Below are 13,966 nucleotides of genomic sequence, written 5' to 3' on the forward strand. Positions count from 1 at the left end.
CTTATCCCCCGACAGCAGCGAGCTGGCGCAGGCTGGCGATTTTATCGGGACGGAAGCCGCTCCAGTGATCATCGTGAGTCATCACCACCGGCACCTGGCGATAGCCAAGGGATTTGAGGTTGTCGATAGCTTCAGGCTGAGCATCGAGGTTAATCAGTTGGTAATCGATGCCATTACGGTCCATGGCATTTTTTGTTGCATTGCACTGGACACAATTGTTCTTGGTGTAAATAATAATGCGCATGATTCGTATTTCCCTCTTGGTATGGTCAGGATGCGAGATACGAAGCAAAAAATCCTTTTGCTGCGAGCCTCATCCTTGCCGACATCTGGTAGTGAACTGATGAAGCAAATACTAGATGTAGTGGTTGTTGTGGTCAAGCCCACTATATATATGGGTTTGTGATTTGAAGCCTCAGAATTGGCCTAAGACCAGGGATCATGCGCCTTTGCGAGGAAAAAAAATTTTTGTGAAGGGTGAGGGCGGGGTGATTAAGGCAAGCGCTGCTGCAAATTTGAACAATGACCGGACCGTAGCGGCGCGATTTATCGCGCAATAAATCGCGCCGCTACGGGATTACAATGTGGATTAGCGGCGCGAGACCAGCAGCGCACCAATCACCAGACCGACCGCGGCACCAATGCCGACACCGTGCCAGGGTTTATCATGTACATACGCATCAACCTGGTAACTCGCGTCACGCGCGGCCTGGGAAACCCGGTTGTTACCGTTCAGTTTCGCGCGCGTCTGTTTCAGCAGCGATTGTGCTTTACTGCGTGCGTTTTCCACTTCATCTTTGGCTTCGCTGCCGTACGATTTCAGCAATGCTTCCAGCGAATCAGCCAGCTCGTTCACATCCTGATTGATATCAGAGGCCTCGTTTTTACTGGTTCGGTTAAACATTTTTCGCTCCCTTTACTTTAAAACGTAAGACTTAGTGTAGACGAATCGCGATCAAACGCAGATTTTCTCCTGACTTTCGGGACAATTCCGGATGTCCCGTTTTTCCCCGCTGTGTAAAGTTGCGCGACTTTTATAACAGAGGAACAATCATGTATTTACGACCGGATGAGGTAGCGAGCGTACTGGAAAAGGTAGGCTTCGAAGTGGATACCCTTACCACCAAAATTTTTGGTTATCGCCGTGGCGAGGACTATGTCTACGTCAACCGCGAAGCGCGCATGGGGCGCACCGCACTCGTCATTCACCCTACGCTGAGAGAACGCAGCCTGGGCTTCGCTGAACCTGCTTTAGAGATGAAAACCTGCGATCACTACACGCAGTTTCCGCTCTATCTGGCGGGCGAAACGGAGGAGCATTACGGTATCGCTCACGGCTTTACCTCGCGTGCATCTCTGAAGCGCTATTTGCAGTGCATCTACGGTGGCTCGAGCGAGCTCCGTTAATTTGCGGCAGCGATGGGAACATTTTGCCAATCTGGCTAAACATTTTTCGCTCCCTTTAAATTAAAACGTAATACTTAATGCAGACGAGTTGCCAGTGATGGCAGGTTTTAACCTGGCTTTATGGAAAATTCCGAATGCCTTGTGCAGCACGGCTGTTGTAAGGTTGCGAGGCTAAGAAGAGAGGAGCAAGCATGTATTTACGACCAGATGAGGTAGCGCGCGTACTGGAAAAAGCAGGGTTCGAAATGGATACCCTTACGCCCAAAATCTATGGTTATCGTCGTGGCGACAATTATGTCTACGTCAACCGTGAAGCCCGCATGGGGCGTACGGCCCTGATCATTCATCCCACGCTGAAAGAGAAAAGTCTGAACTTTGCTGAACCGGCATCAGAAATGAAAACCTGCGATCACTATACGCAGTTTCCTCTCTATCTGGCAGGCGATAACCAGGAACATTACGGTATCCCGCACGGCTTTAGTTCGCGTATTGCGCTGGAGCGCTATCTGCAAGGTGTCTTCGGCGGCTGACGCTGCGCCCCGCCATCGCGGGGCCGCACCCTTCCAACAAAATCCTTACCTTTTGCCACGTTGCATTTCGACGCGCTGGCGCGTATAACCCTGTATCCATGTAGATGTTTAGACGTCCATATGGATAAAAATAATGCAAAGCGAGCAAAATCCTTCGCAGGAAAACTTTAAGCGCACCATGAAAGTACGGCATCTGGTGATGCTGTCGCTCGGCGGTGTGATCGGCACAGGTCTGTTCTTTAATACCGGTTATATCATCTCCACCACCGGTGCCGCCGGTACGCTACTGGCGTATCTGATTGGTGCGCTGGTGGTGTGGCTGGTGATGGTATGCCTCGGCGAGTTGGCCGTTGCCATGCCGGAAACCGGTGCTTTCCATGTCTATGCCGCGCGCTATTTGAGTCCGGCCACCGGTTATACCGTGGCCTGGCTCTACTGGCTGACCTGGACGGTGGCCCTCGGCTCCAGTTTGACCGCCGCCGGGTTCTGTATGCAGTACTGGTTCCCGAGCATCCCGGTTTGGGTCTGGTGCCTGGTGTTCTGCGTCGCCATCTATTTGCTGAATATTGTCTCAACGCGCTTCTTTGCCGAAGGCGAGTTCTGGTTCTCGATTATCAAGGTCATCACCATTGTCGCCTTTATCATTCTCGGTGCCGGGGCGATGTTTGGTTTTATCCCGATGAAGGATGGCAGTGCTGCACCTGGCTTGCATAACCTCACCGCATCCGGCTGGCTGCCGCATGGCACGCTGCCGATTCTGATGACTATGGTCGCCGTCAACTTTGCCTTCTCAGGCACCGAACTGATTGGCATTGCCGCCGGTGAAACCGAACAGCCGCAAAAAGCCCTGCCGCTGGCGATCCGCACCACGGTCGCTCGTCTGATTGTGTTCTTTATCGGCACCGTGCTGGTACTGGCCGCGTTGATCCCGATGGATCAGGCGGGGATCGTGAAAAGCCCGTTTGTGTTGGTATTCGAGAAGATTGGCATTCCCTGGGCGGCGGATATCTTCAACTTCGTGATTCTCACCGCCATCCTGTCGGCCGCAAATTCCGGCTTGTACGCCTCGGGTCGTATGCTGTGGTCACTGGCCAATGAAAACACCTTGCCGCGCTGTTTTGCCCGCGTGAATCGTCGTGGCATCCCGGTGCTGGCGATTACCGTCAGCATGATTGGCGGCCTGCTGGCGTTATTCTCCAGCGTGATTGCCCCCGATACCGTTTTCGTTGCGTTGTCAGCCATCTCCGGTTTTGCCGTGGTGGCCGTGTGGCTCAGTATCTGCGCATCTCACTTTATGTTCCGTCGCCATCATGTGCAGCAGGGCGGTTCGCTGAAAGATCTGGTGTATCGAGCGCCACTTTACCCACTGACGCCGATTCTCGGCTTTCTGCTGTGCCTGTTGGCATGTGTTGGGCTGGCTTTCGACCCGTCACAGCGGATTGCCTTGTGGTGCGGGATTCCGTTTGTTCTCTTCTGCTATGCCGCATACCATGTCACGCAACGACGTAAATCATCTCTGAAGGCTGAGGAGGCCAACGATGTGGCGTAACCCGGTAGCGCAGGCGCTATCTCAAACCGATACCCTGATTCTTGATGGTGCACTGGCAACCGAACTGGAAGCGCGAGGCTGTAATCTGGCTGATACGCTTTGGTCGGCGAAGGTGTTGATGGAAAACCCTGAACTGATCTATCAGGTGCACTACGACTACTTCGCCGCAGGCGCCCATTGCGCCATTACCGCCAGCTATCAGGCCACACCGCAGGGCTTTGCGCAACGCGGCCTGGATGAAGCTCAGTCTCGTACGCTGATTCAGCAAAGTGCCGCGTTGGCACAACGGGCGCGTGATGATTATCGCGCAGCATCAGGCACGGCAGCACCGCTGCTGGTGGCCGGTTCGGTTGGTCCCTACGGAGCTTTTCTCGCCAATGGCGCGGAATATCGTGGTGATTACGCGCTGCCAGAGGCTGAAATGAAAGCCTTCCATCGCCCGCGCGTTGCCGCCTTGCTTGAAGCGGGTGTGGATCTGCTGGCGTGTGAAACCTTGCCATCATTTGCCGAAGCGCAGGCGCTGGTCAGCCTGCTGGCGGAGTTCCCGGACAGCAGTGCCTGGTTTTCCTTTACGCTGCGTGACGCAAATCATATCAGCGATGGCACCCCGCTGAACGAGGTTGCGGCGTTGCTCAACGCGGCTCCACAGGTGGTGGCGGTGGGAATCAACTGCGTTGCGCTGGAGAGCGTCACGCCCGCGCTGCGCACCTTGCAGGCGCTGTGCGACAAACCGTTGCTGGTTTATCCCAATTCCGGCGAACAGTACGATGCCACCAGTAAAACCTGGCATTCGGCCCCGTCGGGTTGCACGTTGCACGACAAATTCCCCGAATGGCAACAGGCTGGTGCACGCCTGATTGGCGGTTGCTGTCGCACCACGCCACAGGATATCGCGGCGATTGCTGCCTGTTGTCAACCGCAATAAAGCGCAGAAAAGCGCCACTGATAGCGCGATTGAGGCGAGTGAAAAGGGCGGGAGGGCAGTTTAGACTGTCCCTTCTGACTCTGAAGCGGACCTGCTATGAACCTGCGACATCTCCTTCCTGCCTGCGCGCTACTGTTAAGCGGCTGTGCGACCATTGTTGGCACCGAAACGCAATCGGTACGAATCGACTCCGTGCCACAAGGCGCGCGTTTTACCGTGCAGGATGAGACCGGCCATGCCGTGGCGCAGGGCTTTACGCCGCAAAACGTTGAGCTGGCGAAATCCACCGGTCGTTATTTTGGCAAGAAACATTATCAGGTGATGCTGGAAAGACCGGGCTATGTGCCGGTGACGATGCCGATCGAGGGCAGCGCCAATTTATGGTATCTGCTGGGTAATATTCCGTTGCTTGGTTTCCCTGGCTGGCTGCTGGTCGATCCCTTCTACGGTGGCATGTATGACCTGAAGCCAGCCAACCCTAAACCTTTCCTGAACCCAGTGGGCGCGCGCGGTTAATGGTACGCAAGAACCGTAGTGGCGCGATAAATCGCGCCGCTACTGGGCGGTTGGTTTCACCATCGCCCCCGGCGTTTTATGCTGCGCCAGGTACTGCTGCTGAAAGATGCACATACGGATGGTGTTGCGGTAGGCGCCGTTGATAAAAAACTCGTGTTTCAGCACCCCTTCCACCTCAAATCCCAGCTTGGTGTAGATGTGGATGGCCTTCTCATTCTCCTGATCGACAATCAGGTAGAGTTTGTAGAGATTCAACACCGAAAATCCGTAATCCATCGCCAGCTTCGCCGCCTGGCTTGCCAGACCTTTGCCCTGATGCGCCGGATCGATAATGATCTGAAACTCAGCGCGACGATGGACGTGATTAATCTCGACCAACTCCACCAGCCCGGCTTTTTGTCCATCATGCTCAACCACGAAACGGCGTTCGGTCTGATCATGAATATGTTTGTTGTACAGGTCCGAAAGCTCAACAAAGGCCTCATACGGCTCCTCGAACCAGTAACGCATCACGCTGGCGTTGTTATCTAACTGGTGCACAAAGTGCAGATCTTCCCGCTCCAGCGGACGCAATTTGACCGTCATACGGCATTCCTTTTTTGACTGAGATGTGGCGAGTATAGCTGCACCAAAGTGGTTGTTACGTTTGCAAACTTGCTCTGTGACGGTGCAGCGCATTTTCGGATCATCCGCGTGCGCCACCGCACAGACTCAATCTCCTTTCTGGCACAGCCATTGCTTTGCTTGTATAGATAAGCCTATACAACTGTTGTTTTTCATCACCTTTTTGACAGGAGTGGAAGATGGGTAAGCCAGTGCAACATGCAGTTCGTGCGTTAACCGTAGCAGTGATGTTAGGAGGCGTGCTGAGCGCCCAGGCAGCCGACACTAAAGTGGCAATCGGTATCTCCGGCTGGACCGGATTTGCGCCTCTGACCCTGGCCGACAAAGCCGGAATCTTCAAAAAACATGGCCTTGATGTTGATGTAAAAATGATCCCGCAAAGCAGCCGTCATCTGGCGGTGGCATCGGGTACCATTCAGTGCGCGGCAACCACGGTAGAAACCTATATTTCGTGGAATGCAGCCGGTGTGCCGATTAAACAGATCGTCCAGCTGGATAAATCCTACGGCGCTGATGGTCTGGCAACCCGTAGCGACATCACCAGCATCAAAGACCTGAAAGGCAAAACCATTGCGGTTGATGCGCCGGGCACGTCACCCTACTTCTTGCTGGCGTGGATGCTGGATAAAAACGGCCTGACGATGAAAGACGTCCATCTGGCGACTATGGCACCGCAGGCCGCGGCTCAGTCATTCGCGGCCGGGCAAAACGATGCGGCGGTAACCTATGAACCTTATCTGTCGGTGATCCGTAATCAACCGAAATCCGGCAAAATCCTTGCCACTACCCTCGACTACCCGATGGTGATGGATACCCTCGGCTGCACGCCAACTTTCCTGAAAGAGCATCCACAGGCAGCCAAAGCGCTGGTGGCGAGCTACTACGATGCGCTGGAGATGATCAAACAACAGCCAGATAAATCGAACGAAATCATGGGTGCGGCGGTGAAATCCAGCGGTAAAGAGTTTGCCGAATCTGCCAGCTACCTGCGTTGGGCAGGCCCGGAAGAGAACAAAAAATTCTTTAATGGTGAGATCGAAAGCTTTAGCGATGAAGCGGGCAAGCTGCTGTTGCGTGCCGGTGTGATCAAGAAAATGCCGGACGTGAAAAGCCTGTACGACGCCAGCTTCGTGCAGTAATCAGGGAGACAGGAGATGGAGATGAGTAAAAGCCAACCCGTAACGCCACCCGAGGCACTGCCGGATGCGCCACGTCGCTGGCACAATCCGCTGATGGTGCCGTTGAAAGCGATCTCAACCCGGCTGAGAATTGGCCTCGGCGTGGGATTCTTTGTGCTGTTTGTCGCGGTGTGGGCGCTGGTGACCTTCAGTGGCATGGTTTCGCCTACCTTCCTGGCCGATCCGATCACCATGCTGGAGCAGGGCGTATCGCTGTTCACCGAATATAATTTCTCGCTGGATATCGGTATGACGGTGATGCGTGTACTGGCCGGGTTTCTGCTGGCGGCGCTGATAGGTGTGCCGCTCGGCATCATGATGGGCGCGTACAAAATGTGGGAAGCCTTTCTCGAACCTTTTGTCTCCTTCTGCCGTTATCTGCCAGCGTCGGCGTTTGTGCCGCTGCTGATCCTGTGGGCCGGTATTGGTGAGATGCAAAAGATCCTCGTCATCTTTATCGGCTCCTTTTTCCAGATTGTGTTGATGGTGGCGGTCACTGTCAGCAGCGCGCGGCGCGATCTGGTCGAAGCGGCCTACACGCTGGGGTGTAGCAATCGCTCGATCGTGCGTCGGGTGTTGATCCCTGGCGCCGCTCCAGGCATTGCGGAGCTGTTGCGGCTGGTACTGGGCTGGGCCTGGACTTACGTCATCGTCGCGGAGCTGATCGGCTCGGAAAGCGGCATCGGTCATATGATCGTCGACAGCCAGGCGCTGTTGAATACCGGGCAAATTATCTTTGGCATCATTGTGATTGGTTGTATCGGTCTGGTGTCGGATTATCTGTTCAAAGTCGCCAACCGGCGCTTGTTTGCATGGAGTAACCTGTGATGAAGCACAGCAAGCTGAATGTACGCGGAGTGGAGCGCGTCTTTACCGGGCCGAAAGGCGAACAAACCCAGGCGCTGCAACCGATTCATTATCAGGTGGAAGAGAATGATTTCATTACCATTCTTGGGCCATCGGGGTGTGGAAAATCAACATTGCTGCGCATTATCGCCGGGCTGGATACCCCCACGCGCGGGGAGATCTGGCTGGATGGACAACCGGTCGATGGCCCTGGCGCTGACCGGGGCATGGTGTTCCAGAGCTACACGCTGTTCCCGTGGCTGACGGTGGAGGAGAACATTCGCTTCGGCCTGCGTGAGCGGGGCTTAAGCACGGCGCAGCAGAAAGAACGCAGCGATTACTATATCCAGCAGGTGGGTCTGCGCGGTTTTGCACAGCACTATCCGCGCCAGCTATCAGGCGGGATGCAGCAGCGTACCGCCATTGCCCGCGCGTTGGCGAACGATCCCAAAGTGTTGTTGATGGATGAGCCGTTCGGTGCGCTGGATAATCAGACGCGCGTGATGATGCAGGAACTGTTGTTATCGGTGTGGGAGCAGTCGCGTAAGACGGTACTGTTTGTTACCCACGATATCGACGAGGCGATTTTTATGGCGAACAAAGTGGCGATTTTCAGTGCCAGGCCGGGTCGCATCAAGCAGGAAGTGGCGGTGAACTTTAACAGTGGACGGGATTACACCATCAAAACCTCACCGGAATTTATGACGCTGAAGGCGGAGATAACGGAGTCGATTCGCAGCGAAACGCTGCAAACGATGGCGCATTAATGGATTGCGCGATGAATCCACCCGTCGCGACGCGATAAATCGCGCCGCGACGGAAATTTATGCACTTAACTGTTCAACAATCCGCCCCTGAGCCATACGCGCCGCACGATCGCACATATGGTCGATGACATCGGGATCGTGGCTTACCAGCACCATCGTCAGTCCATCATCGCGCTTCAGCTCGTTCAGCAGGTTAAGGATTTCTGCCTGGACCGACATATCCAGCGCCGACGTCGGCTCATCCAGTAACAGGATCTTCGGCTGCAACAGCAGGGCGCGCACGATCGCCACGCGCTGGCGCTGACCACCGGACAACTGATGTGGATAGCGATCCGCCAATGCCGGATCAAGACCGACATGGCGAAAGCCCTCGTTAATACGATCATCGATATGGTCGTATTTCAGCATCTTCAGCGGCTCGGCCAGGGTGCGACGCAGCCGGTGGCGTGGATGCAGCGAAGCATAGGGGTCCTGAAACACCATCTGCACATCGCGGCGGAGTTGGCCGGTAAAGGGCTTACCGGGCTGCACGCGGGTGCCTGCCAGCGCCATGCTGCCGGACCAGTGGGGATTCAGACCGGCAATCACCCACAGCAACGATGATTTGCCGCAGCCAGAAGGGCCAACCAGGCCAAAACACTCGCCAGCCTTCACGTTAAGGGTGACGTCATGCACCACGGTACGCAGCTCGTAGCCCTGCTTATGGGAGACGCTCAGGTTGGATAACTCAATCATGCTTCTGCTCCAGGGCGGCACGATCCAGCACCGGCAGTGCTGTACCATGAGTGGCTTTGCTCGGGCGGCAGGCCCACAACGTGCGGGTATAAGGATGGCTGGCGTGGGACAACTCCGCCGCTGGCAGCGTATCCAGCAGGCGGCCTTTGTACATCACCATCACCCGTTCGCAGTGTTCCGACACCTGTTGCAGATCGTGGCTGATCAGCAGTAGCCCCATATTGCGTTGTTCCACCAGACGGCGAATCAGCGCCAGTACCTGATCGCGCATTGCATGATCGAGCGCAGAGGTCGGTTCATCAGCGATCAGCAGTTCGGGATCGGTGATCAGCGCAATCGCCAGCATCACGCGCTGCCCCATACCACCGGAGAGCTGGTGGGGATAACGCTTCATCAGCTGGCGCGGATCGGGCAGGCCCACCGCATCCAGCATCTCGCACACCTTCTCTTTGCGCTCGGCGCGGCTCAGACGATGGTGCAACACCAGCGGTTCCTCCACCTGCCAGCCAATGGTGCGCGTGGGATTGAGGGCATATTTCGGGTCCTGCATCACCATCGCCACCTTGCTACCGCGCAGTCGGCTCCAGTCACGCTCACGCATCTGCAACGCATCTTCTCCAACCACCTGCAAACGTTCGGCCTGCAAATGCAGCGACGGCGACAGCAGGCCCATCAGGGTGCGGGCGGTGAGGGATTTACCCGAGCCGGATTCGCCGACCAGCGCCACGCGTTCGCGGCCCAGCTGCAAGTGAATGTTATCGACCAGCAGGGCATCGTCACTACGGATCGTCAGTCCCTGCGCATCAATTAACAGATTATTTGGCATGACGGGTATCCAGTTGATCGCGCAGGCCATCGCCTGTCAGGTTAAATGCCAGGCTGGCAAGTAAAATAGCCCCGCCAGGCGCAGCGGCGACCCACCATTGGTCGAAAATCACTTTACTGCCTTCGGCCACCATCGAACCCCATTCGGCGGTCGGCGGTTGCACGCCCATACCAAGGAAGCCCAAACCGGCAGCGGAAAGAATGATGCCACCGAGACTCAGCGCAGCACGCACCACGGCGGTGGGCAGGCAGAGCGGCAGAATATGACCAAACATCAGACGCAGGCCGGTAATGCCTTGCATACGCGCTGCGGCGAGGTAATCACTGCGGCGCAGTGCCAGAGTCTCAGCACGCGCCTGACGGGCAAATGGCGGCCAACTGGTGAGCGCCAGCGCCAATGCGCCATTCATCAGGCCGGGGCCAAGCATGGCGACAAACGCCAGAGCGATCACCAGGTTAGGCAGCGAGAGAAAGATGTCGGTAATGCGCATCAAAACGCGTTCAGTCCAGCCGCCAACGTAACCGGCGGTGATACCGACCAGCAGACCCACCGGAATGGTTAGCACCAAAATCAGCGTCACCAGCATCAGCGTTGGGCGCGTACCGTAAATCACGCGCGACAGCAGGTCACGGCCAAAACCATCGGTGCCAAACCAGTGGGCGGCCGAAGGGGGCAGCAGACGCATACCGATGGTTTGCACATTGGGATCGTCAGGGGCGAGCCACGGGGCAAAGATCGCCATCACCAGCAGAATTCCCACCAGCGTTAAACCGATGCTGAGGGAGGTGATGCGGCGACGGCTGCGGCGTGGACGTAACGTTTCCAGTTCAGAGAGTTGTTGAGTCATCGGGTTCTCGGATCGGTTAACCAGGTCAGGGCGTCGGCCACGGCGTTGAGCAGGATAAAGCAGCTGCCAATCAGCAAGGTGGCGCCGAGAATCGCCGGAACATCGGCGGAGAACAAGGCATTGGTCATATAACGCCCAACACCAGGCCAGGCAAAAACGGTTTCAGTCAGCACCGAACCTTCCAGCAAGGTGGCGTATGAGAGGGCGATAACGGTAATCAGCGTGCCCAGCACGTTAGGAAAGATATGGCGCAGCAGAATACGTGTGCGGCCAGCACCTTTGGCGCGCGCCAGGATAACGTACTCCTTGCTGCTCTCTTCCAGCAGCGCGGCACGCAACAGGCGCGTAATCCCTGCCATCGCCAGCAGCCCGAGGATCACCACCGGCAGCCAGATATGGGCAATGGCGTTGCGGAACATCTCAGGATCGCCCGACAGCCAGCTGTCGATCAGTACGAAGCCGGTTTTTGGCTCCAGCGTATAAATCCAGATGTCGTCTAACTGTCCTGGTCCGGCAGACCAGTGCAGCACGGCATAAAACAGCAGCAGGCCCAGCAAGCCGAGCCAGAACACCGGCACCGAGTAGCCAAGCAGTGAAATAAAACGTGCCACGTTGTCGATGATGCTGCCCGGTTTCCATGCAGCCAGCAATGCCAGCGCCACGCCGAACACGGCGGCAAAAATCATCGAACAGGTTGCCAGCTCAATGGTGGCCGGGAAGGTGCGCATCAGGTCGGCACTTACCGGCTGATTGGTCAGGTGGGACAGCCCAAGATTACCCTGTGCCAGATGGCTGATATAACGCCAGAACTGCACCAGCACCGGTTGATCGAGACCGAGATCGTGCCGCACCTGGGCATAGGTGGCTTCACTGGCGTGATCGCCCGCGATCTGTTGTACCGGATCGACCGGCGACAGATGCGACAGCATAAAGGTAAAGGCCAGCAGGCCGATCAGCGTCACCAGCAACGACAGCAGGCTGGTGAGCAATCGGCTGGTGCGTTGCCAGAGTGGCCGGGCGGACCCGGCCTGTGGGGCTGACGCCGCCATTACTTGGTGACCTGTGAGTAATACACCATATCCGGGTTGATCCCCTGCACATAGCCTTTCAGGTTATCGCGTAACGCAATCAGGTTACGTGCCTGCAAGCCGATGACATACGGTGAGTTCTTCAACACTTCACGCTGCATTGCCTGGTACAGCTCAACACGTTTGTTGTTGTCGCTCTCGGCGGTGGCCGCCAGCGTTTGCTTGCTCAGCTCCGGGATATGCCAGTCGGAACGGTAAGCGATGGTTTTGCTGCCATCTTCCGGGTTGTAAGCAAAAGAGGCGGCGTTGGTGTTGGGGTCGAAGTAGTCTGCACCCCAGGCATTCAGCGTGGCCTGGTACTGATGCGCCTTCACTTTGGTGGAGACTTCAGAGCTGAGGCCCGGTTGGACTTCAACTTTCACGCCACCTTTGGCAAAGCTGCCCTGCAACGCCTGAGCAATGTCGAGATACGGCGGCTGGTTGCTGGTGGAGAGGGTAAAGCTGACGTTGGTCAGACCGGCTTTCTTCAGAATCGCTTTGGCTTTTTCCGGATCGTAGCTGTACGGGGTATCGTTCAGCGCGCCAAGGAAACCTTTCGGCAGGAAGGTCTGGTGCACTTCGAACTGACCTTTCAGCAGGTCGTTAGCGATACCTTTGTAGTCGAACAGGTAACGTGCTGCTTCCCACAGGGCCGGGTTTTTCAGCACCGGATCGGAACCGACGTTGAACTGGATGTAGTAAAGCGAGGCCATCGGAATGGCTTCGGTTTTGACGCCCGCTTTGCCTTTCAGCGCGGCGATCTGGTCAGCGCCGAGGTTACGTGCGATATCCACATCACCCTGTTCCAGCAGCAGACGACGGGCGGCCGGTTCCGGCACGTTTTTGATCAGAATATTTTTCAGTTTTGGCGCGCCAGCCGGCGAGGTTGGGTTAGCCGTCAGCAGCACCACTTCATGCAGTACCACTTTGCGGATCTGATACGGACCGCTGCCTGCGGAGTTGGTCGCCAGCCAGCCATTACCGAAGTCGCCATTCTTTTCATGCGCCAGCGCGGTTTTCTCATCAACAATCGAAGAAACCGGTGCCGAAAGCAGGCTCAGCACGTAGGCCGGGCTGACGTTGGCGCTCCAGCTGATTTTGACGTGGTTATCGTCGACTTTGGTCAGGAAACTGTCGACGTTGTCTTTGTTCCAGCCCAACTGGGTCAGGATAAAGGATGGATCGAGGTTTAGTTTCACTACGCGGCCCAGCGAGAAGATCACATCTTCCGGGCGCAGCGGGTTGCCGCTGGAGAATTTGGCATCTTTACGCAGTTCAAAGGTCAGGCTGCGGTTGTCGCTGCCTGGCTGCCACGAGGTGGCGAGTGTCGGTTGCAGTTCGGTCGGATTCTGCGGATTAGACTGGACCAGACGTTGATAAAGGTTAGTAAACGCCTGCACCGTGGTCAGCTCAAAACCTTTCGCCGGGTCAAAGCTGTCGGCATCGTCGGTAGATTGGGCAATCACCAGCGTATCTTTCGGGGTGGCGGCTTGCGTTGTGAATGCGGCTACCATCGATAACGCCAGCAGGGAGGGGATTATTTTTTTCATGTGATTTCCTTGCCTTATAAAAAAGTAACGCGAGTTTACGAAAGCGCTGCCATGAAGAATAGTCAATTATTGGCTATGCATATGCTTATCTGTTCTAAGACTAGCGTTACGGTTATAAGGAGGTTAACGGATTTGCGAAACCTTAACATTCGGCTGCGGCGTATCCGGCAATTTACAACGGAAATTAAACGGAAGCCGATGGCCGAATAATTAACTTTACAATACCCGACTCGGGAATATAATGGCCGCAACTTCAAACAGGAGAATTCAGTTGGACAGTCACCCTTATTTAACATTACACAAGGCAAGCTGACGCGCGAATTCTTTTGTTGCTGCTTGCCGGAGTCGGCGGGCAGCAATCCTCTCTCATTTCTGACGATTGTTCCCCTTTATATGGATTTGCTACGGGCTAATGCTCGGGGGTTGACGTCATGCATATGATTTTACACGCACTTTTCCCTCCACCTCGGTGCGCACACTGATCTTCAGTGTGCTGAGTTTTACTGCGCCTGTCGTGTGCAGACCCACATTTTAAGTTCAGCTTCTTGCCTGTGAGGCAGGTGGGTTGTTTATTCTGTATTTCCGGGAGGATATATGAA

16 protein-coding genes are annotated in these 13,966 nt (G+C 55.7%); 8 read left to right on the forward strand and 8 right to left on the reverse strand.

Features of this window, described 5'->3' with window-relative positions; translation table 11 throughout:
* Nucleotide 1 precedes the first annotated feature (1 nt).
* Complete coding sequence (locus CTZ24_RS13320) at nucleotides 2–244, reverse strand: redoxin NrdH (protein ID WP_021184432.1); 243 nt, start codon at nucleotides 242–244, stop codon at nucleotides 2–4.
* A 345-nt stretch (nucleotides 245–589) separates the two neighbouring features.
* Nucleotides 590–904, reverse strand: coding sequence for a DUF883 family protein (locus CTZ24_RS13325; RefSeq protein ID WP_021184431.1), 315 nt, complete (start codon nucleotides 902–904; stop codon nucleotides 590–592).
* A 149-nt stretch (nucleotides 905–1,053) separates the two neighbouring features.
* On the opposite strand from CTZ24_RS13325, the gene CTZ24_RS13330 reads away from it, so the two are divergent.
* The 5 genes from CTZ24_RS13330 (at nucleotide 1,054) to CTZ24_RS13350 (ending at nucleotide 4,927) form a co-directional block, all read left to right on the forward strand.
* The gene (locus tag CTZ24_RS13330; RefSeq protein ID WP_021184430.1) at nucleotides 1,054–1,407 is read left to right on the forward strand and encodes a DUF2002 family protein; all 354 of its coding nucleotides are present in this window, start codon (nucleotides 1,054–1,056) and stop codon (nucleotides 1,405–1,407) included.
* Nucleotides 1,408–1,598: 191 nt separating this feature from the next.
* Nucleotides 1,599–1,937 carry a DUF2002 family protein gene (locus tag CTZ24_RS13335; protein ID WP_021184429.1) on the forward strand — a complete coding sequence of 113 codons (339 nt, stop codon included), beginning with the start codon at nucleotides 1,599–1,601 and terminating at the stop codon, nucleotides 1,935–1,937.
* Nucleotides 1,938–2,070: 133 nt separating this feature from the next.
* The gene (mmuP, locus tag CTZ24_RS13340) at nucleotides 2,071–3,486 is read left to right on the forward strand and encodes an S-methylmethionine permease (protein ID WP_208723758.1); all 1,416 of its coding nucleotides are present in this window, start codon (nucleotides 2,071–2,073) and stop codon (nucleotides 3,484–3,486) included.
* Complete coding sequence (mmuM, locus tag CTZ24_RS13345) at nucleotides 3,476–4,411, forward strand: homocysteine S-methyltransferase (protein ID WP_021184427.1); 936 nt, start codon at nucleotides 3,476–3,478, stop codon at nucleotides 4,409–4,411. Before mmuP ends, mmuM begins: the two co-directional genes overlap by 11 nt.
* A 96-nt stretch (nucleotides 4,412–4,507) precedes the next feature.
* On the forward strand, nucleotides 4,508–4,927 hold the full coding sequence (locus CTZ24_RS13350) for a peptidase associated/transthyretin-like domain-containing protein (protein WP_021184426.1): 420 nt from the start codon (nucleotides 4,508–4,510) through the stop codon (nucleotides 4,925–4,927).
* A 39-nt stretch (nucleotides 4,928–4,966) separates the two neighbouring features.
* Here the strand turns inward: CTZ24_RS13350 and speG are convergent, their stop codons facing one another.
* The gene (gene speG / locus CTZ24_RS13355; protein ID WP_021184425.1) at nucleotides 4,967–5,512 is read right to left on the reverse strand and encodes a spermidine N1-acetyltransferase; all 546 of its coding nucleotides are present in this window, start codon (nucleotides 5,510–5,512) and stop codon (nucleotides 4,967–4,969) included.
* A gap of 266 nt (nucleotides 5,513–5,778) precedes the next feature.
* Here speG and CTZ24_RS13360 point away from each other — a divergent pair, with 266 nt between their 5' ends.
* From CTZ24_RS13360 to CTZ24_RS13370, 3 genes are read left to right on the forward strand one after another with little or no spacing between them, the layout of a single operon-like run.
* A complete protein-coding gene (locus CTZ24_RS13360; RefSeq protein WP_235056588.1) occupies nucleotides 5,779–6,690 on the forward strand; it encodes an ABC transporter substrate-binding protein in 912 nt (303 codons plus the stop codon).
* A 21-nt stretch (nucleotides 6,691–6,711) separates the two neighbouring features.
* Entirely contained in the window at nucleotides 6,712–7,557 is an 846-nt protein-coding gene (locus CTZ24_RS13365; RefSeq protein ID WP_208723759.1) for an ABC transporter permease, read from the forward strand.
* Nucleotides 7,557–8,342 (forward strand): ABC transporter ATP-binding protein, encoded by a 786-nt coding sequence (locus tag CTZ24_RS13370; protein ID WP_021184422.1) that lies wholly within the window; start codon nucleotides 7,557–7,559, stop codon nucleotides 8,340–8,342. The genes CTZ24_RS13365 and CTZ24_RS13370 overlap by 1 nt, the downstream gene beginning before the upstream one ends.
* Nucleotides 8,343–8,399: 57 nt before the next feature.
* Here CTZ24_RS13370 and CTZ24_RS13375 read toward each other — a convergent pair whose 3' ends face one another.
* Genes CTZ24_RS13375 through CTZ24_RS13395 form a run of 5 tightly spaced genes read right to left on the reverse strand, consistent with a single transcriptional unit; the run spans nucleotide 8,400 to nucleotide 13,367 of the window.
* The gene (locus CTZ24_RS13375; protein WP_021184421.1) at nucleotides 8,400–9,077 is read right to left on the reverse strand and encodes an ABC transporter ATP-binding protein; all 678 of its coding nucleotides are present in this window, start codon (nucleotides 9,075–9,077) and stop codon (nucleotides 8,400–8,402) included.
* Entirely contained in the window at nucleotides 9,070–9,903 is an 834-nt protein-coding gene (locus CTZ24_RS13380) for an ABC transporter ATP-binding protein (protein WP_021184420.1), read from the reverse strand. Before CTZ24_RS13380 ends, CTZ24_RS13375 begins: the two co-directional genes overlap by 8 nt.
* On the reverse strand, nucleotides 9,893–10,750 hold the full coding sequence (locus tag CTZ24_RS13385; protein ID WP_208723760.1) for an ABC transporter permease: 858 nt from the start codon (nucleotides 10,748–10,750) through the stop codon (nucleotides 9,893–9,895). The genes CTZ24_RS13380 and CTZ24_RS13385 overlap by 11 nt, the downstream gene beginning before the upstream one ends.
* Nucleotides 10,747–11,799 carry an ABC transporter permease gene (locus tag CTZ24_RS13390; protein ID WP_208723761.1) on the reverse strand — a complete coding sequence of 351 codons (1,053 nt, stop codon included), beginning with the start codon at nucleotides 11,797–11,799 and terminating at the stop codon, nucleotides 10,747–10,749. Before CTZ24_RS13390 ends, CTZ24_RS13385 begins: the two co-directional genes overlap by 4 nt.
* Nucleotides 11,799–13,367, reverse strand: coding sequence for an ABC transporter substrate-binding protein (locus tag CTZ24_RS13395; RefSeq protein WP_021184417.1), 1,569 nt, complete (start codon nucleotides 13,365–13,367; stop codon nucleotides 11,799–11,801). Before CTZ24_RS13395 ends, CTZ24_RS13390 begins: the two co-directional genes overlap by 1 nt.
* Nucleotides 13,368–13,966: the final 599 nt, after the last annotated feature.

Source organism: Pantoea phytobeneficialis, from assembly GCF_009728735.1.
Lineage (GTDB): Bacteria > Pseudomonadota > Gammaproteobacteria > Enterobacterales > Enterobacteriaceae > Pantoea > Pantoea phytobeneficialis.

Coding starts and splice junctions, on each gene's coding strand:
- mmuP (WP_208723758.1), top strand. CDS start 2,071: ATGCAAAGCGAGCAAAATCCTTCGCAGGAAAACTTTAAGCGCACCATG.
- CTZ24_RS13350 (WP_021184426.1), top strand. CDS start 4,508: ATGAACCTGCGACATCTCCTTCCTGCCTGCGCGCTACTGTTAAGCGGC.
- CTZ24_RS13365 (WP_208723759.1), top strand. CDS start 6,712: ATGAGTAAAAGCCAACCCGTAACGCCACCCGAGGCACTGCCGGATGCG.
- CTZ24_RS13375 (WP_021184421.1), bottom strand. CDS start 9,077: ATGATTGAGTTATCCAACCTGAGCGTCTCCCATAAGCAGGGCTACGAG.
- CTZ24_RS13330 (WP_021184430.1), top strand. CDS start 1,054: ATGTATTTACGACCGGATGAGGTAGCGAGCGTACTGGAAAAGGTAGGC.
- CTZ24_RS13370 (WP_021184422.1), top strand. CDS start 7,557: ATGAAGCACAGCAAGCTGAATGTACGCGGAGTGGAGCGCGTCTTTACC.
- mmuM (WP_021184427.1), top strand. CDS start 3,476: ATGTGGCGTAACCCGGTAGCGCAGGCGCTATCTCAAACCGATACCCTG.
- CTZ24_RS13395 (WP_021184417.1), bottom strand. CDS start 13,367: ATGAAAAAAATAATCCCCTCCCTGCTGGCGTTATCGATGGTAGCCGCA.
- CTZ24_RS13380 (WP_021184420.1), bottom strand. CDS start 9,903: ATGCCAAATAATCTGTTAATTGATGCGCAGGGACTGACGATCCGTAGT.
- CTZ24_RS13360 (WP_235056588.1), top strand. CDS start 5,779: ATGTTAGGAGGCGTGCTGAGCGCCCAGGCAGCCGACACTAAAGTGGCA.
- CTZ24_RS13335 (WP_021184429.1), top strand. CDS start 1,599: ATGTATTTACGACCAGATGAGGTAGCGCGCGTACTGGAAAAAGCAGGG.
- speG (WP_021184425.1), bottom strand. CDS start 5,512: ATGACGGTCAAATTGCGTCCGCTGGAGCGGGAAGATCTGCACTTTGTG.
- CTZ24_RS13385 (WP_208723760.1), bottom strand. CDS start 10,750: ATGACTCAACAACTCTCTGAACTGGAAACGTTACGTCCACGCCGCAGC.
- CTZ24_RS13390 (WP_208723761.1), bottom strand. CDS start 11,799: ATGGCGGCGTCAGCCCCACAGGCCGGGTCCGCCCGGCCACTCTGGCAA.
- CTZ24_RS13325 (WP_021184431.1), bottom strand. CDS start 904: ATGTTTAACCGAACCAGTAAAAACGAGGCCTCTGATATCAATCAGGAT.
- CTZ24_RS13320 (WP_021184432.1), bottom strand. CDS start 244: ATGCGCATTATTATTTACACCAAGAACAATTGTGTCCAGTGCAATGCA.